The following is a 19611-nucleotide window of genomic DNA, read 5'->3' on the forward strand; positions in this document are numbered from 1 at the left end:
GGAAGGGAGAGGAATCGAACGGGACTCAGGCCGACCCGGGCACCGCAGCCGCCGACGGGGGCAGCGGGCCCTTGCGGCCGCCGGGCACGATGACACCCATGGAAATGACGTAAGTCAGCGCCTCGTCCACCGTCATGGCCAGCGGCACGACGTCACGGCGGTGCACCATCACGAAGTAGCCGCCCGTGGGGTTGGGCGTGGTGGGCACATAGACGCTGAGGTAGTCCTGGGGCGGCAGGTGGCGCGCGACGTCGCCCCCGGGCGCCCCGGTCAGAAAGGCGATGGTCCACATGCCCTCGCGCGGCCACTGCACCAGCAGGGCCTGACGGAAGGCGTTGCCTTTTTCGGACAGCAGCGTGTCCGAGACCTGCTTGACCCCGGAGTAGATCGAGCGCACCACCGGGATGCGCTGCAGCAGCGCATGCCACCAGGCCACCAACTGGTTGCCGACATAGTTGGACGCGAGCGCCCCGATCCCGAGCACGATGGCCAGCGCCAGCAGCACCCCCATGCCCGGCACGCGCATGCCGAGCCAGCGCTCCGGCTGCCACGCGGCCGGCAGAATGTCGAGCGTCTGGTCCAGCGTCGAGACCACCCAGTCGAGCACCCACAGGGTGACGATCAGGGGGACGAGCACGAGCAGCCCCGCGAGCAGCCACCGCCGCAGGGCGCCGACCACACGCGCCCGGTCAATGACAGGCACAGGCTGCCCCGCACGGGGTGGAGCCCGCGGCGCCGTCGGTCGCCGCGGCCGTGCTGGCCCCGGCGGTGGCCGTGGCGGCGGCCGCGCCGGTGGACGCGGACGATGCCGACCCGCCGCCGTTGCGGAAATCGGTCACGTACCAGCCGGTCCCCTTGAGCTGGAAGCCGGCGGCCGTCAACTGCTTGCGAAACGTCGCCGCGCCGCACGCCGGGCACACGCTCAGCGGCTCGTCAGACACCTTTTGCAACACGTCCTTGGCGTGGCCACAGGACTCGCACTTGTACGCGTAGATGGGCATGGCTGCACCTGCAAGGAAGTCGAAGTTGGGACACGAATCCGGAAAAACTTCCCATTATAGGTGGGGGATGCGTGCCCGACCTTCAAGGGCGGCGCTCACCACAGGCGCATGCGCAGCCACCACTGCATCGCCATCAAGCCCGCAACGAAGCCGAACAGCACATAGATCACCATCATCAGCAGCCGCTGGGTGCGGCGCTGCTCCTGCACCAGGCGGTCGATCTCGCTGCGCAGGTCGGTCGGCCGCTGGCGCAGATAGTCGTGCAGCAGGCGCGGCAGCTCCGGCACCAGCTTGGCGTAGTGCGGCGCCTCGGCCTTGAGCTGGCTCCAGAATTTTTTCGGGCCCACCTGCTCCAGCATCCACCGCTCCAGGAACGGCTTGGCCGTGCTCCAGAGGTCCAGGTCCGGGTCGAGCTCGCGCCCCAGCCCTTCGATGTTGAGCAGCGTCTTTTGCAGCAGGACGAGCTGTGGCTGGATCTCGACATTGAAGCGGCGCGAGGTCTGGAACAGCCGCATGAGCACCAGCCCGAGCGAGATGTCCTTGAGCGGCCGGTCGAAGTAGGGCTCGCACACGGCCCGGATGGCCGCTTCGAGCTCATCGACGCGCGTGCCGGCCGGCACCCACCCCGACTCGATGTGCAGCTCGGCCACGCGCTTGTAGTCGCGCCGGAAGAAGGCCGTGAAGTTCTGCGCCAGGTACTCCTTGTCGAACTGCGTGAGCGTGCCGACGATGCCAAAATCCAGCGAGATGTAGCGCCCGAAGGTCTCGGGCTCGAGGGACACCTGGATGTTGCCCGGGTGCATGTCGGCATGGAAAAAGCCGTCGCGAAACACCTGGGTGAAAAAAATCGTCACGCCGTCGCGCGCGAGCTGGCGGATGTCCACGCCGGCCTCGCGCAAACGCTGCACCTGGCTGATGGGTACGCCGCGCATGCGCTCCATGACCAGCACGTCGCTGCGGCAGTGGTCCCAGTACATCTCGGGGATCAGCACCAGGTTCAAGCCGGCCATGTTGCGGCGCAGTTGCGCGGCGTTGGACGCCTCCCGCACGAGGTCGAGCTCGTCGTGCAGGTATTTGTCGAACTCCGCCACCACCTCGCGCGGCTTGAGGCGTCGGCCGTCGTGCGACAGGCGCTCCAGCCACCCCGCCATGGTGCGCATGAGCGCCAGGTCTTTCTCGATGACCGGCAGCATGTTGGGGCGCAGCACCTTGACCGCCACCTCGCGCCCGTCGCGCAGCGTGGCAAAGTGCACCTGCGCGATCGAGGCGCTGGCCACCGGCTCGCGCTCGAAGGTGGCGAACACCGCATCCAGCGGTCGGCCGAAGGCCCGCTCGATGGTCGCGATGGCCACCTCGGTCGGAAAGGGCGGCACGCGGTCCTGCAGCCGCGCCAGCTCGTCCGCAATGTCCGGGGGCAGCAGATCGCGGCGGGTGGAAAGCACTTGCCCGAACTTCACGAATATCGGCCCCAGCCGCTCCAGCGCCTCGCGCAGGCGCTGCCCGCGCGGGGCCGACAGGTTGCGCCCGACCGTGACCAGCCAGCGCAGCGACGCCAGCACCGGGTGCCGAAAGCCCGACAGGACGAGTTCGTCGAGGCCGTAGCGCAGAGCGACCCAGACGATGAACCAGCCGCGCAGCCACCGCCTCATGGCGCCGTCCCGCCGCTGTCGTCCGGCGCGCGCCGGGGCGCGACACGCTCGCGCAGCGCTGCGGCCCGCTCCCGGGCGGCCTGCGCGGCGGGGACGACCCAGGCGCGCAGGGCCGAGGCTGCCGTGCGGGCCGTCTGCACCAGGGTGTGGGCCATGGCGTCGCCCATCAGCCGGGCGAGGTCCTCCTCCACATCCCAGCGCACGTTGTCCACCAGCCACGCCACGTCGGCGGCCAGTTGCACATCCCCCTCGATGGCCACCGCGGGCTTGTCGCCCCGCGCCAGCTTGCCGGCCAAGGTCAGCGGGGACGGCTCGTCGATCGCGAGCACCAGATCGGCGCGGACCTCGTCGGCCGCGCTCTCCAGCAGACCGGCCGGCGAAATGCGCACGACCAGCCCCATGTCCCCCGCACCCGCGGCCGGCCCCCCCCGGCCCCAGCGCACCCGCACCCACTTGCCGGCCTGACGGCGCAGGCGGTGCATGGCCTCGGGCTCCTGCTGCAGCACATGGTTGAGGAGCAGCACGATGCGGTTGCGGGCCTCGTCGAGCAGCCAGGCCGGCGGCGTCGGCAGCCGCCACGGGCCCGTGCCGGGCCGGGGCTGAAAAAAAATCGGGGGCTCAGTCATGCCCCCGATTCTGCCGGATCGGCACGCGGTCGCGCCGCCGCGTCACTGCAAGGCTTGCACACCCGCGACCAGCCAGCCGCCGCGCCCTTCCTTGGGCCGGGTGATGTTCCACACCTCACGGAACGGCGCCGGCCCCTCCGCCGGGTTCTCGCGGATCAGACCGGAGAACTCGACGCTGGCCATGTACTCCCGACCCAGGTCCTCGATACCGAGCAGCTGCGCGTCCAGCGACACGACCTCGGTGACGTTGGGCACACCGGACTGAGCCGCTTCGCGCTCGGCAAGCTGCGCCTCGATCTGCGCCAGCATCTCATCGGTCATGAGCGCGCGCAGGGCGGGGATGTCGCCGCGGTCCCAGGCCGCCTGCAGGCGCACGAAGTTGTCCTTGGACGCCCGCAAAAAGCCCTCGGTGTCGAAGTCGGCCGGAATGCCCCAGGACTGGGAGCCCGACAGGGCCGCGTGGCTGCCGAGGGCGCTGCCGATCAGGCTGCCCGAGGCCCCGGCGGTGCCGGAGGCGCCCGCATCGACCCCGCTGAACTGGGTGCGCTCCCACGGGCGGGCCGAGGCGTCGTTGCCCACATTGCCCGGCTGGTAGCTGCGCGGCGTCACCGGCGAGGTGGCGGTGCCCGCCCCCTGAACCGCCAAGGGCGAGCGAGCGGCCGAGCCCGCGCGGCCGCGCCGCATCCAGGCGATGACCGCCAGCACCGCGACGGCGAGCAGCAGGACCAGCAGGAACTGCGCGAACGCTTCGCCAAAGCCCAGCGCCGACGCCAGCCACGCGAGGCCCAGCCCCGCCGCCAATCCCCCCAGCATCGCGCCCCAGGGGCGCTGCGGCTTGGCCGCCGCCCCGGCCGCGGCCCCGGCGGGCGCAGCGGGCGCGGGCTGGGCCTGCGACGGTGACGGAGCGGGGGCTTGCTGCGGCGGCGCGCTGTTGCGCTGCACCACGTTGCTGGATTGCTTGCCCATCGAGCCACCGCCCCCCAGCCGCTTGGCCCACACCTCGGCCGACGACAGCGTCATCACCGCCACGAGCAGCCAGGTCCCGATTTTCGTGTTCACGTCGATGTCTCCGTACAGCCCCGGCGCCGGGGCAGGTTTCAGGTCTTCAGTCCCACATGCAAGGCGACGACGCCACCGGTCAGGTTGTGCACGTCGACGTGGCCGAAGCCCGCTTCGCGCACCATGGCCCGCAGCGTCTCCTGATCGGGGTGCATGCGGATCGACTCGGCCAGATAGCGGTAGCTGGCCTCGTCGTTCGCCACCCAGCGCCCCAGTCGCGGCAGCACGTGGAAGCTGTACCAGTCGTAGGCTTTGCGCAGCGGGGGCGCGACCTTGGAGAACTCGAGCACCAGCAGCTTGCCGCCGACCTTGAGCACTCGATTCATTTCGCGCAGCGCAAGTTCCTTGTGCGTCATGTTGCGCAAGCCGAACGCCACGGTCACGAGGTCGAAATGCCCGTCCGGGAAGGGCAGCTGCTCCGCGTCGCACACCACCGTGGGTAACACGATGCCGTGGTCGAGCAGCCGATCGCGGCCCTCGCGCAACATGGCGGCATTGATGTCGGTGTGCACGACCGTCCCGCCGGGCCGCACCCGCGGGGCGATCGCCAGCCCCAGATCGCCCGTGCCGCCCGCGATGTCCAGCACGCGCTGCCCGGGCTGCGGATTGGCCACCATGACCGCATAGGCCTTCCACCAGCGGTGCAGGCCGGCGGACATGAGGTCGTTCATCAAGTCGTAGCGCGGCGCCACCGAATCGAACACGGCGCGCACGCGCCGCGCCTTCTCGCGCTCGTCGACGGTCTCGAAGCCAAAATGCGTCTGCGTCATGGCGCCATGGTACGCCAAAGACGCTGGGGCGGCGGCACCGTTCAGTGGCGGCCACACCCGGCCGCGGCCGGGTCGGGCATTGGCGCGTCGCGGTCCACACCGGCTTCGGCCAGGCGGCGTTCGTAATCCACCCACAGCTCGGCCTGCCGGCTGCCCAGGAAGTACAGATACTCCCACGTGTAGATGCCGCTGTCGTGCCCGTCGGAGAAGGTCGGCTGCACGGCATAGTGGCCCACCGGCTCCAGCGCGACGATCTCGACGTGGCGCTTGCCGGTCTGCAGCACCGCCTGACCGGGGCCGTGCCCTTGCACCTCGGCCGAGGGCGAATAGACGCGCATCAGCTCGAACGGGATGCGGAAGCGCGCACCGTCGTCGAAAGCGATCTCCAGCACGCGCGAGGCGCCGTGCACGGTCAGCTCGGTGGGGTGGGGATGGGGCGCAGAGGTCATCGCGGATTCTCCTGAACGGGGGTGATCGACAGCGCATCCAATGCCTGCACGACGGCGGCGTCGCAGGCCGGCAGCCGCTCGCGCAGCGCCGCGAGCCTCAGCGCGTCGTCACCGCGCTGCGCCGGCACCCACACCGGCGCCGGAAAGCGGCTGTCCCAGTCGAAGCGCGCGATCACGTGCCAGTGCAGGTGCGGCACCACGTTGCCGAGGCTGGCCAGGTTGACCTTGGTGGGCGCGAGCGTGGCGCGCAGCGCGCGCTCCACCGCCGTCACAAGCGTCATCGCGCGCGCCTGCCCGGCCGGCGGCAGGTCGCTCCACTCGGCCACGTGCGCGGCGGCGATGACGCGGTACCACGCGGGCGCGGCGGCCACCTCGGCGCCCAGCGCCCGCACCACGCGCCAGCCCTCACCGCGCCACAGCAGCAGGCCGCCATCGTCGCGGCACAGCGGGCAATCGGTCACACCAGCACCCGCTCGATGCCGCCGGCGTTGGCGCGCGCCACGTAATCGGGCAGCCAGTTTTCGCCCAGCATCTGGCGCGCGATCTCGACGACGATGTAGTCGGCCTCCAGCAGGCCGTTGCTGAGGTCTTCGCCGTAGCGGCTCAGGCCCTGCAGACAGCTCGGGCAGGAGGTCAGGATCTTGGTGCGGCCCGGCGTGGCCTGTGCCCCGGTGCGCTGCGCCAATTCGGCCAGCTCGCGCTCGTTCTTGCGCAGCTCCTGCTCCTTGCGGAAGCGCACCTGGGTCGAGACGTCGGGCCGCGTCACCGCGAGCGTGCCGGACTCGCCGCAGCAGCGGTCGCTGGCCACCACCGTCTCGCCCACCAGCGCCTTGACGGTTTTGAGCGGCTCCTGCAGCTTCATCGGGCTGTGGCAGGGGTCGTGGTAGAGGTAGGCCTCCTTGCCTTGGAGCTTGACGCCCTTTTCCAGCAGGTATTCGTGGATGTCGATGATGCGGCAGCCGGGGAAGATCTTGTCGAACTCGTAGCCCTGCAACTGGTCGTAGCAGGTGCCGCAGCTCACCACCACGGTCTTGATGTCCAGGTAGTTCAGCGTGTTGGCCACGCGGTGGAACAGCACGCGGTTGTCGGTGATGATCTGCTCGGCCTTGTCGAACTGGCCGCTGCCGCGCTGCGGGTAGCCGCAGCAGAGGTAGCCCGGCGGCAGCACGGTCTGCACGCCGACGTGCCACAGCATGGCCTGCGTGGCCAGGCCCACCTGGCTGAACAGCCGCTCCGAGCCGCAGCCGGGGAAGTAGAACACCGCCTCGGCGTCGGCGCTGGTGCGCTGCGGGTCGCGGATGATCGGCACGTAGGCCTTGTCCTCGATGTCCAGCAGCGCGCGCGCGGTCTTCTTGGGCAGGTTGCCGGGCATCTTCTTGTTGATGAAGTGGATGACCTGCTCCTTGACCGGCGCCGCACCGACGGTGGCCGGGGGCGCGCCGGTCTGCCGGCGTGCCAGCCCCTTGAGGGCGTCATGGGCCAGCCGCTGCGCCTTGTAGCCCACGTCCACCATGGCCGAGCGCATCAGCTTGATGGTCTCGGGGCGGGTGGCGTTGAGGAAGGCCATCGCCAGCGCATTGCCCGGGCGGAAGGATTTCTGCCCCATCTTGCGCAGCAGGTTGCGCATGGCCATCGACACGTCGCCGAAGTCGATCTTGACCGGGCAGGGGCTCTCGCACTTGTGGCAGACCGTGCAGTGGTCGGCCACGTCCTCGAACTCCTCCCAGTGCTGGATGGACACGCCGCGGCGCGTCTGCTCCTCGTACAGAAAGGCCTCGATCAGCAGGCTGGTGGCCAGGATTTTGTTGCGCGGGCTGTACAGCAGATTGGCGCGCGGCACATGGGTGGAGCACACCGGCTTGCACTTGCCGCAGCGCAGGCAGTCCTTGATGCTGTCGGCGATGGCGCCGATGTCGCTCTGCTGCATGATGAGCGACTCGTAGCCCATGAGGCCGAAGCTGGGGGTGTAGGCCTGGCTGAGGTCGGCGGCGTGCACGTCGGGGCCGAGCGCCGCGGCGTCGCGCAACAGCTTGCCGCGGTTGAAGCGCCCCTGCGGGTCCACGCGGCGCTTGTAGTCGGCAAAGGGGGCGATTTCGTCGTCGCTGAGGTACTCCAGCTTGGTGATGCCGATACCGTGCTCGCCCGAGATCACCCCGTCCAGGCTGCGCGCGAGGGCCATGATGCGGCCCACCGCCTCGTGCGCGGTCTGCAGCATCGCATAGTCGTCGCTGTTGACCGGGATGTTGGTGTGCACATTGCCGTCGCCGGCGTGCATGTGCAGCGCCACCCAGACCCGGCCTTTGAGCACGCGGCGATGGATGGCCTCGCACTCGGCCAGCAGCGGCGCGAACACGGCCCCGGTGAACAGGTCGCGCAGCGGCTGGCGGATCTGCGTCTTCCAGCTTGCGCGCCAGGTGTGGTCCTGCAACTGCTCGAAGACCGTGCGCCCGCCGTCGGCCGGCACCGTGTCCAGGCCGTCGCACCACGCCTGCCACTGGCTGCGCACGTCCCGGATCAGGGCGAGCGCCTGCTCGGTGCGCTCGGCCAGCCACTCGGGGCTCGGCGCATCGTTGGGGTCTTCGGCCTTGCCCAGCGGCAGCGACCCCCGGGCGAAAAAGGCCTCCAGCTCGTCGCACAGGCGGATCTTGTTGCGCAGGCTCAGCTCGATGTTGATGCGCTCGATGCCCAGCGTGTACTCGCCCATGCGCTCCAGCGGGATCACGACGTCTTCGTTGATCTTGAAGGCGTTGGTGTGCCGGCTGATCGCCGCGGTGCGCTTGCGGTCGGCCCAGAATTTTTTGCGCGCCTCGGGGCTGACGGCGGTGAAGCCCTCGCCCGCACGGGCGTTGGCCAGCCGCACCACTTCGCTGGCGGCGCGGGCCACGGCGTCCGGGTCGTCGCCCACGATGTCGCCGATCAGCACCATCTTGGGCAGGGTGCCGCGCTTGCTCTTGGTGGTGTAGCCCACCGCCTTCAGGTAACGGTCGTCCAGGTGCTCCAGCCCCGCCAGCAGCGTGCCCGTGCGCTTTTGCTCGGCGAACATGAAGTCCTTGATCTCGACGATCGAGGGCACGGCGTCCTTGGGATTGCCGAAGAATTCCAAGCACACCGTGCGCGTGTGCGCCGGCATGCGGTGCACCACCCAGCGCGCGCTCGTGATGATGCCGTCGCAGCCCTCCTTCTGCACGCCGGGCAGGCCGCTCAAAAATTTGTCGGTGACGTCCTTGCCCAGGCCGGCCTTGCGAAAGCGCGCACCGGGGATGTCCAGCCGCTCGGTGCGCAGCGGCGTCTTGCCGTCGGCGGCAAAGTAGCGCAGCTCGAAGCTGGCCACTTCGGCGTCGTGGATCTTGCCCAGGTTGTGGCCGATGCGGTGCACCTCCAGCCACTCGGCATCGGGCGTGACCATGCGCCAGCTCGCCAGGTTGTCTAGCGCCGTGCCCCACAGCACCGCCTTCTTGCCCCCGGCGTTCATCGCGATGTTGCCGCCGATGCACGAGGCCTCGGCCGAGGTCGGATCCACCGCGAAAACGAAGCCGGCGCGCTCGGCGGCGTCGGCCACGCGCTGGGTGACGACGCCGGCCTCGGTCCAGATGGTCGGCACGGGCTGGTCCAGGCCGGGCAGGCGCACATGCTCGACCTCGGTCATGGACTCCAGCTTTTCGGTGTTGATGACCGCGCTCTTCCACGTCAAGGGCACTGCACCGCCGGTGTAACCCGTGCCACCGCCGCGCGGGACGATGGTCAGGCCCAGCTCGATGCAGCCCTGGACCAGTCCGGCCATCTCGGCCTCGGTGTCGGGGGTCAGGACGACGAAGGGGTATTCCACGCGCCAGTCGGTCGCGTCGGTGACGTGGCTGACGCGGCTGAGGCCGTCGAACTTGATGTTGTCTTTGTGGGTGTGGCGGCGCAGCACCTTGACGACGCGCTGGCGCAGGGCCGCCATGTCGTCGAACGCCTGGGCAAAGGCCTGCACCGCGCGCCGCGCATGGTCCAGCAGTTCGCCGACCAGGGCGTCGCGCTGCGCGTCCTCTTGCGGGCGGCGGCGCTTCTCGATCTCGCCCAGCCGGTGGTGGAGGGCCTCGATCAGCGCGGCGCGGCGCTTGGGGTTGGCCAGCAGATCGTCCTGCAGGTAGGGGTTGCGCTGCACCACCCAGATGTCGCCCAACACCTCGTACAGCATGCGGGCGGAGCGGCCGGTGGCGCGCTCGCGGCGCAATTGCTCCAGCAGCGCCCAGGCGCGCGCGCCCAGCAGCCGCAGGACGATCTCCCGGTCCGAAAACGAGGTGTAGTTGTACGGAATCTCGCGCAGGCGCGGGGCGTCGGGCTCGGCGTCGAGCAGGGCGTGAAGGGGCGTCGGAGCGTTCATGGGCGGTAGCGGCTGGCGGACCGCGCGCCGGCGGGGCCCGCTGGGGAGGCGCGGCGGCCGACACGGGGACCGGATGTTACCGCAGCGCACCCCGGCACCACTGGCATCAGGGTCGGCGCCCCGATACCCGTGGGGGTCATCGGCGTCCGGCCCCGTCCCGCCAGGCCGCGACCGTGCCCATCACGCCCACCAGCGCGGCGTAGGTGGCCATGCGGCCGTCCCGGCCGGTCAGCACCAGGCCCGCGATCAGCACGGCCGAGCCCCACACCCCCAGCCATGCCCCATGCGCCAGCCCGGCGCGCCAGCGCGGGCGCGCGCCCCCCCGCCAGGCCAGCGCCGGCGCCAGCAGCGCCGCCAGGCCCCAGGCCGGCGCCACGAGGTTGAGCAAATGGAGAAGCAGGGCCAGGGCATCCACGGAGCCCAAAATTTTATAATCCGCAACCATGGCAGTCTGGGCGCTCGGCATCAACCACCAAACGGCCCCGCTCGATGTGCGGGGGCGGTTTGCCTTCGCCCTCGACCAGGTGCCCGAGGCGCTGCGGCGGTTTCGCGCGTCGGTGGCGCGCCAGCCCGAAGCCGCCCTGCTGTCCACCTGCAACCGCACCGAGCTGTACTGCGCCGCCGACGAGCCGCTGATCGAGCCCGCCGCGCACTGGCTGGCCGAGGCCGCGGGCGTGCCCCCCGAGACGCTGATGCAGCACGCCTATGTGCTGCGCGAGGATGCGGCGGCACGCCACGCCTTTCGCGTCGCCAGCGGGCTGGACAGCATGGTGCTGGGCGAGGCCCAGATCCTGGGTCAGCTGAAGGACGCGGTGCGCGTCGCGGACGAGGCCGGCGCACTCGGCACCACGCTGCACCAGTTGTTCCAGCGCTCGTTCGCGGTCGCCAAACAGGTGCGCAGCAGCACCGAGATCGGCGCCCACTCCATCAGCATGGCGGCCGCGGCAGTGCGGCTGGCCGGGCAGTTGTTCGAGGACCTGCGCGACATCCGCATCCTGTTCGTCGGCGCGGGCGAGATGATCGAGCTGGCCGCCACCCACTTCGCGGCGCGCCAGCCGCGCGCGATGGTCATCGCCAACCGCACGCTGGAGCGCGGCGAAAAGCTGGCCGCCCGGTTCGGGGCCGAGGTGATGCGCCTGTCCGACCTGCCAGCGCGGTTGCACGAGTTCGACGCCGTGGTGAGCTGCACCGCCAGCACCCTGCCGCTGATCGGGCTGGGCATGGTGGAAAGCGCACTCAAGCGCCGCCGCCACCGCCCCATGTTCATGGTCGATCTGGCCGTCCCGCGGGACATCGAGGCCGAGGTCAAGGCCCTCGACGATGTGTACCTGTACACCGTGGACGACCTGGCCGCGGTCGTGCAGACCGGCAAAGACCAGCGCCAAGCCGCCGTCGCCCAGGCCGAGGCCATCATCGACGCCGGCGTGCAGAGCTTCATGCACTGGCTGCGTCAGCGCGATCCGAACGCGGGCGTGGTCGCGCTGATCCGCGATCTGCAGGCGCAGACCGACGCCTGGCGCACGGCCGAAATCGCCCGCGCGCGGCGCCTGCTGGCCCGTGGCGAGGATGTGGACACCGTGCTGGAGGCGCTCTCGCGCGGACTGACGCAAAAAATGCTGCACGGTGCGCTGGCCGAGCTGCACAGCGGGGACGAAGCGAGCCGCCGCCACACGGCCGAGGTGGTGTCGCGCCTATTCCTGCGCGGACGGCTGGAGGCACCGTCCGCACGCTCCGGTACCGCGGACGGGCCCGCCCCACGCCCATGAAACCCTTCGTTCGCGAGACGCTCGAGCGCCTGCGCCTGCGCCTGCACGAGCTGGACGCCCAACTGGCGGCGCCGGACGCGACCACCGACCTGGAACGCTTTCGCGCCCTGACGCGCGAGCACGCCGAGACCGATGCCATCGTCCAGCCCTATCGGCGCTACCTGCAGCGCGAGGCCGATCGGGACAGCGCCCGGCAGCTGGCGGCCGAGGCCCAGCTCAGCGGCGACACGGCCCTGGCCGCGCTGGCCGCGGACGAGGAAGCCGCGGCGCAGACCGAGCTCGACACCCTGGCCGCGCAACTGCAGACCCTGCTGCTGCCGCGCGACCCCGACGACGAGCGCAATGCCTTCGTCGAAATCCGCGCCGGCACCGGCGGCGAGGAGGCCGCACTGTTTGCCGCCGAACTCGCGCGCATGTACGTCCGCGACGCCGAGCGGCAGGGCTGGCGCGCCGAGGTCATCAGCGAATCCCCGAGCGAGCTCGGCGGCAGCAAGGAGGTCGTGCTGCGCATCATCGGCCGGGGCGCGTATGGGCGGCTGCGCTTCGAGTCCGGCGGGCACCGCGTTCAGCGGGTGCCGGTCACCGAGTCGCAGGGGCGCATTCACACCAGCGCCTGCACCGTGGCCGTGCTGCCCGAGCCGGACGAAGCGCAGACGGTCCAGATCAACCCCGCCGACTTGCGCATCGACACCTTCCGCGCCAGCGGTGCCGGCGGCCAGCACGTCAACAAGACCGACTCGGCCGTGCGCATCACCCACCTGCCCACGGGCCTGGTGGCCGAATGCCAGGACGACCGCAGCCAGCACCGCAACAAGGCCCGTGCGCTGCAGGTGCTGCTGGCGCGCCTGCAGGAGCGCGAACGCCGCGAGCGCGAGGCCCGCGAGGCCGCCGCGCGCAAGGGCCTGATCGGCAGCGGCGACCGCAGCGACCGCATCCGTACCTACAACTTTCCCCAGGGCCGGGTCACGGATCACCGCATCAACCTGACCCTGTACAAGCTGCCCGCCGTGCTCGAGGGGGATCTGGACGATCTGATCCACGGGCTGCAGCTGGCGCACGGCGCGGAGCTGATGGCCGAGCTGGAAGCGCGGGCCACCGGGGCCGCCTGACCCACCGACCGGACATGGATGCGCCCCCCCACCCCCCACCGGCCTGCGGTGCGGATGCGCCGTCCACCCTGCGCGACGCGCTGCGGGCGGCCCAGGCGCGGGGCATGGACCGGTTGGACGCCCAGTGGCTGCTCCTGCATGCGCTGGGGCGACCGCTGGCGGACCGGGCCTGGCTGCTGGCCCACGACGACACCCCGTTGGCGCCCGAGGCCGCCGCGCGCTACGCGACCCTGTGCCAGCGCAGAATCGACGGGGAGCCCCTGGCGTACCTGACCGGCGAGCGCGGCTTCTATGGCCTGACCTTGCGGGTCGACGCACGCGTGCTGGACCCCCGCCCCGACACCGAAACCCTGGTGGACTGGGCGCTGGCGGTGCTGCCCGCACACGCGGGCGTGCGGGTGGTGGACCTGGGCACCGGCAGCGGTGCCATCGCGCTGGCCCTCCAGCACGCCCGGCCGGACGCAGCCGTCTGGGGCCTGGACCAGAGCGCCGACGCCCTGACCGTGGCCGCGGCCAACGGGCGGCGGCTGGGACTGCCGGTGCGCTGGGTGCAGGGACGCTGGTGGTCGGACTGGCGGCCCTGGCCGGGGGGGGCCGATGACGCCGGCACGGCCGATGCCCCCCTGTGGCCGGTGCGCTTCGACCTGATCGTCGCCAATCCGCCCTATCTGCGCGCCGACGATCCGCACCTGGGCGCCTTGCGGCACGAGCCCATCGGCGCCCTGGTCGGGGGAGCGGATGGGCTGGAGGACCTGCGTGCCATCGTCGCCGGCGCCCCTGCGCGGCTGGAACCTGGCGGCTGGCTGCTCCTAGAGCACGGCTGGGACCAGGCCGACGCGGTTGCCAGCTTGTTAGAACACGGGGGTTGGCGCGACATCGACCATCGGCGCGATCTGGGCGGCCACCGCCGCTGCACCGGCGGCCGCTGGCCGGGGTGATACCGCCCCCGGTGGGGGCATGGGCGGCCGGGCACCCGTCAGGTCGGGGGACTGGCGATAATCCAGGGTTTTCATCACCTCATTCGCAGGGACCCATGAGCGACGTACAGCAGCGCATCGACCAACTGGTCAAATCCCACGACCTCGTGCTGTTCATGAAGGGCACGGCGAGCTTTCCGATGTGTGGCTTTTCTGGCCGCGCGGTGCAAATCCTCAAGGCCTGCGGGGTCGATCCCAAGAGCCTCGTCACGGTCAATGTGCTGGAGGACCCCGAAATCCGCCAGGGCATCAAGGAATACAGCAACTGGCCGACCATTCCGCAGCTCTATGTGCGCGGGGAGTTCATCGGCGGCTCGGACATCATGATGGAGATGTACGAGTCCGGCGAGCTGCAACAGCTCCTCGGGGCATCAACCTCATAAGGTCGCGCCAGCGGCGCAGATACGCCATCCGGGATTGCCCGGGTTGGGCCGTTGGCACGGTCCATGCTTCAATGACCGCAGGATTGGTCGTCGAAGGAGAGTGCCATGGAAGCCAGCCCCGTTCCCGCCATCCCCGCCACCCGCGGCCTGCCGATCGCGCGGGTGCGCGACGTCTTCAGCCCCGAGGAGGTCGAACAGCGCCTGCGGCGCCTGAAGGCCCAGGGCAATGATCGCGAACAGGCGACGTTGTGCCAAACCTACGAGCGCATGCTGGAGCGCGGCCCGCAGCGCTTCGCGGTCAAGCCCTCTGGCGTGCCCGATCTGGAGCCGCTGTACGAGCAGCTGCCCAACTTCCGCGCCGTGCTCGACGACGTGCGGCGCCACGTCGCGCTGGCGCAGGAAAGCAGCGACAGCCTGGAGATCACCCCCCTGTTGCTGCTGGGGCCGCCCGGTGTCGGCAAAACCCACTTCGCCCAGCAGCTCGCCGATCTGCTGGCCACCACCATGACCCTGGTGCCCATGAGTTCGATGACCGCCGGCTGGCTGTTGTCGGGCTCGTCGTCGCAATGGAAAGGCGCCAAACCCGGCAAGGTGTTCGAGGCCCTGGTGGAAGGCAATTACGCCAACCCGGTGCTGGTGGTGGACGAAATCGACAAAGCCAGCGACGCGCAGTACGACCCCCTGGGCGCCCTCTACGGCCTGCTGGAGCCGCAGACGGCGCAGCGCTTCGTGGACGAGTTCGCCGAGGTGCCCATCGATGCCAGCCAGGTCATCTGGATCACCACCGCGAACGACGAGCGGACCATTCCGGACCCCATCCTCAACCGCATGAATGTGTTCGAGATCGCCCCGCCCACGCGCGACGAGGCCCGCGGCATTGCGCGCCAGCTCTACCAGCGGCTGCGCGCCGCACACGACTGGGGGCGGTTGTTCGACGAGGAGCCGGGCGACGACGTGCTCGATCAGTTGGCGGGCATGGCCCCGCGCGAGATGCGCCGGGGGCTCATGACCGGCTTTGGCAACGCACGGCTGGACCGGCGCGACCGCATCGAGACGCGGGACCTGCCCGCGGCTGCCGGCGGACGCGCGCGCATCGGCTTCCTGCAGTGAGGGCCGGGGACGAGGTCAGAACCACCAGCGAAACAGGTGCTCCACCCCCTGCCACAGCGTGACCAGGTAGGCGATCGCCCCCGCCCCGATGGCCCCGGACACCAGCAAGGCCAGCCCGTCGCGGAACATCCAGCCCAGGCTCAGCGCGATCAGGCTGAGGCTGGGCAGTACGTTGCCGAACGGCAGCGGCAGGAAGATGATGCCTGCCATCAGCGCGATCCACAGGCCCCACCACAGACGCAGGCGTGGGTGGACGAGGGCGGGCCAGCGCGGACGCAGCCAGCGCGCGGCGGTTTCGTAGGTCATGGCCAGCAGCTCCAGGCCGCGCGTCGCCCAGGTGCCGCGCAGCGTCACGGCGCCGACGCGGCGCGGCAGCACGATGGCGTCACGTCCCGCCATCCAGGCCAGCGCCAGCGCCCACAGGCCGAAGCTCAGGACCGTGCCGGCACCGGCCACCGGCAGCACGGTCAGCAGCGCCATCACCATCAGCAGCACGGCCCCCGAGCCGTGGCCATGCAGATCGACGACCTCGCCCAGACTCAGCGCGACCGGGGCACCGCCCGGCGGCGGGGAATCGGCCATCTCGCCCAGCCGGGCCGCCGCCTCGCGCAGCGCGCGCGCCAACTCAACGGCCATGGGGTCCCCGCACCGACGCCGCCAGGCTGCCCCACTGGCGCCCCAGGCGACCACTGACCACGTGCAGCACCACGGCCAGCGCCAGCAGACCGAAGGCGACCACCGCCCACGCCACCCAGGCCAGCGGCACCAGCCAGCCGGCGATCGTGGCGAAGGCCGGCAGCACCGCCGTCAGCCAGGCCCACGACTGCGTCAGCGCGGCGGCGAGCTGCTGCAGCCAGGCCGGATCCACCCACAGCACCAGCCATGCCGGCCAGGGAAAGTGCTGGACCGCCTGCGTCACCGCGGCGGCGTCCTGTCCGGACGACAGCAGCCCCGCCGCCCAGCCCAGGAGCTGGGTGCCGACGAACACCACGGCCGTCCACAGCACCATCGCAAGCGCAAACACCACCCAGATCAGCCAACGCATGGACATCTCCTCACCGACCGGACGCCCGCCGCCGGGCATCACGTGGTCACGCATCAGAGGCCGGATTCGGCCGGAAGTTCGGTCGCCGTGCGGATCGGCCCTCACGCCAGCCGCCAGCGGCGCTCGGCCGCGAACACCGCGTTCGGGTAGGGGGCGCGTCCGCGGCTGCCGTTGTAGCGCCCCAGGGCCAGGAACAGGTCGCCGCGCTCGCGCTGCAGGTAGTGGCGCAGGATGACGCAGCCATAGCGCAGATTGGTTTGCAGATGGAACAGCTTGTCCGGATCCCCATCGCCGATGACCCGCGTCCAGAACGGCATCACCTGCATGTAGCCGCGCGCGCCGGCCCGCGAGATCGCGTACTTGCGAAAGGCGCTCTCGACCTCGATCAGGCCCAGCACCAGCGCCGTGTCCAGTCCGGCGCGCCGGCTTTCGTACCAGACCGTTTGCAGAAAATCGACGCGCGCCTGGGGTTCGGGCTTGCGGCGCCGCAACTGCCAGCTCGCCCGGCTCAGCCAGCGCAGGTAGGCCAGCCGCTCCTCGGCCGTCAGAAACTCGGGCTCCGGCGGATCGAGCTGCTCGACGGCCGCCTGCAGCGCGTGGCGGACCGCGTCGGACAGCGGCTCCTCGATCTGGGCACCGGCCTGCGCCGGGGCGGCGGCCGCCCACGCCCAGGCCCCCGCGATGGGCACGAGGCTCCGCCCCGCCAGCACCGGTGCGGCCAACCCCGCCAGCCGCCCCAGACAGCGGCGCCGGTCGAGGCCTGGCCCGGGGGCCGTATCCATGGTCACACCGCGATGCGGCCGCGCAGCCAGTCCACGATGTCGGCCAGCGGCACCGGCGTGGCCGCGGTGTCGCGCCGGTGCTGGTACTCGACCAGGCCGTCCTTGAGGCCGCGGTCGCCAAGGGTGACGCGGTGCGGCACGCCGATCAGCTCCCAGTCGGCAAACATGGCCCCGGGCCGCTCGCCGCGGTCGTCCAGGATGACGTCCACCCCGTGCGCGGCCAGCTCGTCGTGCAGGCGCTCGGCGGCCTCGCGCACGGTGGGGCTGCGGTCCATGCCGATCGGGCAGATCACCACTGTGAACGGCGCGATCGCGTCCGGCCAGATGATGCCGCGCTCGTCGTGGTTCTGCTCGATGGCCGCCGCCGGCAGGCGCGTGATGCCAATGCCGTAGCAGCCCATCTCGAACGGCTTGGGCTTGCCATCCTCATCGAGGAAGGTGGCGTTCATCGCCCGGCTGTACTTGGTGCCGAGGTAGAACACGTGCCCGACCTCGATGCCGCGCTCGATCGCCAGCACCCCTTTGCCGTCCGGCGACGGGTCGCCGGCGACGACGTTGCGGATGTCGGCCACCAGATCCGGCTCCGGCAGGTCGCGCCCCCAGTTGACGCCGGTCAGGTGAAAATCGACCTCGTTGGCGCCGCAGATCCAGTCGGCCATCACCGCCACCTCGCGGTCGGCCACCACCGTCACGGCTTTGCGCGTGCCGACCGGCCCCAGGTAGCCGGGGCGGCAGCCGAAGTGCTCGACGATCTCGGCCTCGGTGGCGAAGCGGAATCCCAGCTCCAGCCCGGGCAGCTTGCCGACCTTGACCTCGTTCATGTCGTGGTCGCCGCGCAGCAGCAGCAGCCAGATCCGGGTGGCAACGATCTCGTCGCGCTCGTTGACCTCGTCGGTGGCCAGCACGATGGACTTGACGGTGCGCGCCAGCGGCACGCCGAGCAGCTCGGCCACCTGCGCGCAGGTGCTTTTGCCCGGCGTCGGGGTCTTGGCCATCGACTGCGCGGGCGCCGGGCGCGGGCCCGCGGGCGGCAGCGCCTCGGCCTTTTCCAGGTTGGCAGCGTAGTCGCTGGTCGGGCAGTAGACGATGGCATCCTCGCCAGTGGCCGCGATCACCTGGAACTCCTCGCTCAGGTCGCCGCCGATGGCGCCGCTGTCGGCCGCCACCGCGCGGTAGCGCAGCCCGAAGCGGTCGAAGATGCGCCGGTACGCCTGCGCCATGATCTGGTAGCTGCGCTGCGCGCTCTCGGCATCGCGGTCGAAGCTGTAGGCGTCCTTCATAATGAACTCGCGCCCGCGCATCAGGCCAAAGCGCGGCCGGCGCTCGTCGCGGAACTTGGTCTGGATCTGGTAGAAGTTCTTCGGCAACTGCTTGTAGCTGCGCAGCTCCTGGCGGGCGATGTCGGTCACCACCTCTTCGCTGGTGGGCTGCACGACGAAGTCGCGCTCGTGCCGGTCGCGGATGCGCAGCAGCTCCGGCCCCATCTTGTCGAAGCGCCCGGTCTCCTGCCACAGCTCGGCGGGCTGGATGATGGGCATGGTCAGCTCCACCGCGCCGGCGCGGTTCATCTCCTCGCGCACGATGCGCTCCACCTTCTGGATGACGCGCAGCCCCATGGGCATGTAGGTGTAGATGCCGGCACCGAGCTTTTTGATCATGCCGGCGCGCATCATGAGCCGGTGGCTGACGACCTCGGCGTCGGCCGGGGCTTCCTTGAGGGTGGAGATGAAGAACTGGGAGGCTTTCATGGCGACACAAATCCCGACCTGCGATGCATAATCGAGACAGTTTTTGAAAATTGGGGTCGATTATGCTTGACAGAGACGGCTTCAGGCCCAATGTCGGCATCATCCTGCTCAACCAGAAGAACCAGGTGTTCTGGGGCAAGCGCATCCGCACCCACTCCTGGCAGTTCCCGCAAGGCGGCATCGACCGCGGCGAGACCCCGGAACAGGCGATGTACCGGGAGCTGCACGAGGAGATCGGTCTGCGCCCGGAACACGTGGCGATCATCGCCCGCACACGGGACTGGTTGCGCTACGAGGTGCCGGACCGCTACATCCGCCGCGACGCGCGCGGCCACTACAAGGGCCAAAAGCAGATCTGGTTTCTGCTGCGCTTGGTCAGCGGCGACTGGAACCTGAACCTGCGCGCCACGGATCACCCCGAATTCGACGCCTGGCGCTGGAACGACTACTGGGTGCCGCTCGATCTGGTGATCGAGTTCAAGCGCGACGTGTACCAGCGTGCGCTGGAGGAGCTGTCGCGCTACCTGCCGCCCCTGGACCACGCCGGCAGCGGCCGAGACAGCCGCAACCGCTATCTGCGCGGCAACAACCGGGGCCGCTCGCCCGCCCCCCCGAAAGCGCCCGGGGCGGGCCGGCGCCCCCGAGCGCTGCCGGCGCACCTGGCCATGCCCGCCCACCTGGAGCTGCCCCCAGGGGGCAGCTTCGACCCCCAGCCGGCCCCGCCCGATGCGGGCCCGCTGGCCGAAGGGGCCATGCCGCCCCGTCCCCCAT

20 protein-coding genes are annotated in these 19611 nt (G+C 70.6%); 6 read left to right on the plus strand and 14 right to left on the minus strand.

Annotated elements, in window-relative coordinates:
• Positions 1–25: 25 nt before the first annotated feature.
• From Tfont_RS03090 to Tfont_RS03135, 10 genes are all read right to left on the minus strand, one after another.
• Positions 26–703, minus strand: a complete 678-nt coding sequence (locus Tfont_RS03090) for a DUF502 domain-containing protein (RefSeq protein WP_260682235.1) — start codon at positions 701–703, stop codon at positions 26–28.
• Positions 690–1001 carry an FmdB family zinc ribbon protein gene (locus tag Tfont_RS03095; RefSeq protein ID WP_143968339.1) on the minus strand — a complete coding sequence of 104 codons (312 nt, stop codon included), beginning with the start codon at positions 999–1001 and terminating at the stop codon, positions 690–692. The genes Tfont_RS03090 and Tfont_RS03095 overlap by 14 nt, the downstream gene beginning before the upstream one ends.
• Before the next feature lie 95 nt (positions 1002–1096).
• Complete coding sequence (ubiB, locus tag Tfont_RS03100) at positions 1097–2650, minus strand: ubiquinone biosynthesis regulatory protein kinase UbiB (protein WP_068608376.1); 1554 nt, start codon at positions 2648–2650, stop codon at positions 1097–1099.
• Positions 2647–3276: a ubiquinone biosynthesis accessory factor UbiJ gene (locus Tfont_RS03105; RefSeq protein WP_185974456.1), complete on the minus strand. Its 630-nt coding sequence runs from the start codon at positions 3274–3276 to the stop codon at positions 2647–2649. Before Tfont_RS03105 ends, ubiB begins: the two co-directional genes overlap by 4 nt.
• A 42-nt stretch (positions 3277–3318) precedes the next feature.
• On the minus strand, positions 3319–4296 hold the full coding sequence (locus Tfont_RS03110) for a Tim44 domain-containing protein (RefSeq protein ID WP_143968359.1): 978 nt from the start codon (positions 4294–4296) through the stop codon (positions 3319–3321).
• Positions 4297–4373: 77 nt separating this feature from the next.
• Entirely contained in the window at positions 4374–5105 is a 732-nt protein-coding gene (ubiE, locus tag Tfont_RS03115) for a bifunctional demethylmenaquinone methyltransferase/2-methoxy-6-polyprenyl-1,4-benzoquinol methylase UbiE (RefSeq protein WP_143968340.1), read from the minus strand.
• 41 nt (positions 5106–5146) lie between these two features.
• Complete coding sequence (locus Tfont_RS03120) at positions 5147–5554, minus strand: gamma-butyrobetaine hydroxylase-like domain-containing protein (RefSeq protein ID WP_068608370.1); 408 nt, start codon at positions 5552–5554, stop codon at positions 5147–5149.
• On the minus strand, positions 5551–6015 hold the full coding sequence (locus Tfont_RS03125; protein WP_143968341.1) for an HIT family protein: 465 nt from the start codon (positions 6013–6015) through the stop codon (positions 5551–5553). The genes Tfont_RS03120 and Tfont_RS03125 overlap by 4 nt, the downstream gene beginning before the upstream one ends.
• A complete protein-coding gene (locus tag Tfont_RS03130; protein ID WP_143968342.1) occupies positions 6012–9920 on the minus strand; it encodes a DUF3683 domain-containing protein in 3909 nt (1302 codons plus the stop codon). Before Tfont_RS03130 ends, Tfont_RS03125 begins: the two co-directional genes overlap by 4 nt.
• Before the next feature lie 136 nt (positions 9921–10056).
• Positions 10057–10365, minus strand: a complete 309-nt coding sequence (locus Tfont_RS03135; protein WP_143968343.1) for a hypothetical protein — start codon at positions 10363–10365, stop codon at positions 10057–10059.
• On the opposite strand from Tfont_RS03135, the gene hemA reads away from it, so the two are divergent.
• The 5 genes from hemA to Tfont_RS03160 all read left to right on the plus strand — a co-directional run bounded on the left by hemA (position 10364) and on the right by Tfont_RS03160 (position 15265).
• Positions 10364–11686 carry a glutamyl-tRNA reductase gene (gene hemA, locus Tfont_RS03140; protein ID WP_068608365.1) on the plus strand — a complete coding sequence of 441 codons (1323 nt, stop codon included), beginning with the start codon at positions 10364–10366 and terminating at the stop codon, positions 11684–11686. The genes Tfont_RS03135 and hemA overlap by 2 nt on opposite strands.
• Positions 11683–12795 (plus strand): peptide chain release factor 1, encoded by a 1113-nt coding sequence (prfA, locus tag Tfont_RS03145; protein ID WP_068608363.1) that lies wholly within the window; start codon positions 11683–11685, stop codon positions 12793–12795. Before hemA ends, prfA begins: the two co-directional genes overlap by 4 nt.
• 14 nt (positions 12796–12809) lie before the next feature.
• Positions 12810–13733 (plus strand): peptide chain release factor N(5)-glutamine methyltransferase, encoded by a 924-nt coding sequence (prmC, locus tag Tfont_RS03150; protein ID WP_143968344.1) that lies wholly within the window; start codon positions 12810–12812, stop codon positions 13731–13733.
• Positions 13734–13828: 95 nt separating this feature from the next.
• Positions 13829–14155 (plus strand): Grx4 family monothiol glutaredoxin, encoded by a 327-nt coding sequence (gene grxD, locus Tfont_RS03155; RefSeq protein WP_143968345.1) that lies wholly within the window; start codon positions 13829–13831, stop codon positions 14153–14155.
• Between the two features lie 105 nt (positions 14156–14260).
• Complete coding sequence (locus Tfont_RS03160; protein ID WP_143968346.1) at positions 14261–15265, plus strand: AAA family ATPase; 1005 nt, start codon at positions 14261–14263, stop codon at positions 15263–15265.
• A 15-nt stretch (positions 15266–15280) separates the two neighbouring features.
• On the opposite strand, the gene Tfont_RS03165 is transcribed toward Tfont_RS03160, so the two are convergent.
• The 4 genes from Tfont_RS03165 to Tfont_RS03180 form a co-directional block, all read right to left on the minus strand.
• Positions 15281–15901, minus strand: a complete 621-nt coding sequence (locus tag Tfont_RS03165) for an exopolysaccharide biosynthesis protein (protein WP_143968347.1) — start codon at positions 15899–15901, stop codon at positions 15281–15283.
• Complete coding sequence (locus Tfont_RS03170; protein WP_143968348.1) at positions 15891–16310, minus strand: hypothetical protein; 420 nt, start codon at positions 16308–16310, stop codon at positions 15891–15893. Before Tfont_RS03170 ends, Tfont_RS03165 begins: the two co-directional genes overlap by 11 nt.
• A gap of 101 nt (positions 16311–16411) precedes the next feature.
• Positions 16412–17092: a lytic transglycosylase domain-containing protein gene (locus Tfont_RS03175; RefSeq protein WP_143968349.1), complete on the minus strand. Its 681-nt coding sequence runs from the start codon at positions 17090–17092 to the stop codon at positions 16412–16414.
• A 2-nt stretch (positions 17093–17094) separates the two neighbouring features.
• Entirely contained in the window at positions 17095–18840 is a 1746-nt protein-coding gene (locus Tfont_RS03180; protein ID WP_143968350.1) for a proline--tRNA ligase, read from the minus strand.
• 62 nt (positions 18841–18902) lie between these two features.
• On the opposite strand from Tfont_RS03180, the gene Tfont_RS03185 reads away from it, so the two are divergent.
• The coding region (locus Tfont_RS03185) for an RNA pyrophosphohydrolase (protein WP_260682236.1) at positions 18903–19611 on the plus strand (709 nt) is incomplete at its 3' end.

The organism is Tepidimonas fonticaldi, assembly GCF_007556755.1.
Lineage (GTDB): Bacteria > Pseudomonadota > Gammaproteobacteria > Burkholderiales > Burkholderiaceae_C > Tepidimonas > Tepidimonas fonticaldi.

Coding starts and splice junctions, on each gene's coding strand:
- hemA (WP_068608365.1), top strand. CDS start 10,364: ATGGCAGTCTGGGCGCTCGGCATCAACCACCAAACGGCCCCGCTCGAT.
- Tfont_RS03135 (WP_143968343.1), bottom strand. CDS start 10,365: ATGGTTGCGGATTATAAAATTTTGGGCTCCGTGGATGCCCTGGCCCTG.
- ubiE (WP_143968340.1), bottom strand. CDS start 5,105: ATGACGCAGACGCATTTTGGCTTCGAGACCGTCGACGAGCGCGAGAAG.
- Tfont_RS03175 (WP_143968349.1), bottom strand. CDS start 17,092: ATGGATACGGCCCCCGGGCCAGGCCTCGACCGGCGCCGCTGTCTGGGG.
- Tfont_RS03095 (WP_143968339.1), bottom strand. CDS start 1,001: ATGCCCATCTACGCGTACAAGTGCGAGTCCTGTGGCCACGCCAAGGAC.
- Tfont_RS03160 (WP_143968346.1), top strand. CDS start 14,261: ATGGAAGCCAGCCCCGTTCCCGCCATCCCCGCCACCCGCGGCCTGCCG.
- Tfont_RS03120 (WP_068608370.1), bottom strand. CDS start 5,554: ATGACCTCTGCGCCCCATCCCCACCCCACCGAGCTGACCGTGCACGGC.
- ubiB (WP_068608376.1), bottom strand. CDS start 2,650: ATGAGGCGGTGGCTGCGCGGCTGGTTCATCGTCTGGGTCGCTCTGCGC.
- Tfont_RS03110 (WP_143968359.1), bottom strand. CDS start 4,296: ATGACGCTGTCGTCGGCCGAGGTGTGGGCCAAGCGGCTGGGGGGCGGT.
- grxD (WP_143968345.1), top strand. CDS start 13,829: ATGAGCGACGTACAGCAGCGCATCGACCAACTGGTCAAATCCCACGAC.
- prfA (WP_068608363.1), top strand. CDS start 11,683: ATGAAACCCTTCGTTCGCGAGACGCTCGAGCGCCTGCGCCTGCGCCTG.
- Tfont_RS03170 (WP_143968348.1), bottom strand. CDS start 16,310: ATGCGTTGGCTGATCTGGGTGGTGTTTGCGCTTGCGATGGTGCTGTGG.
- prmC (WP_143968344.1), top strand. CDS start 12,810: ATGGATGCGCCCCCCCACCCCCCACCGGCCTGCGGTGCGGATGCGCCG.
- Tfont_RS03165 (WP_143968347.1), bottom strand. CDS start 15,901: ATGGCCGTTGAGTTGGCGCGCGCGCTGCGCGAGGCGGCGGCCCGGCTG.
- Tfont_RS03180 (WP_143968350.1), bottom strand. CDS start 18,840: ATGAAAGCCTCCCAGTTCTTCATCTCCACCCTCAAGGAAGCCCCGGCC.
- Tfont_RS03105 (WP_185974456.1), bottom strand. CDS start 3,276: ATGACTGAGCCCCCGATTTTTTTTCAGCCCCGGCCCGGCACGGGCCCG.
- Tfont_RS03130 (WP_143968342.1), bottom strand. CDS start 9,920: ATGAACGCTCCGACGCCCCTTCACGCCCTGCTCGACGCCGAGCCCGAC.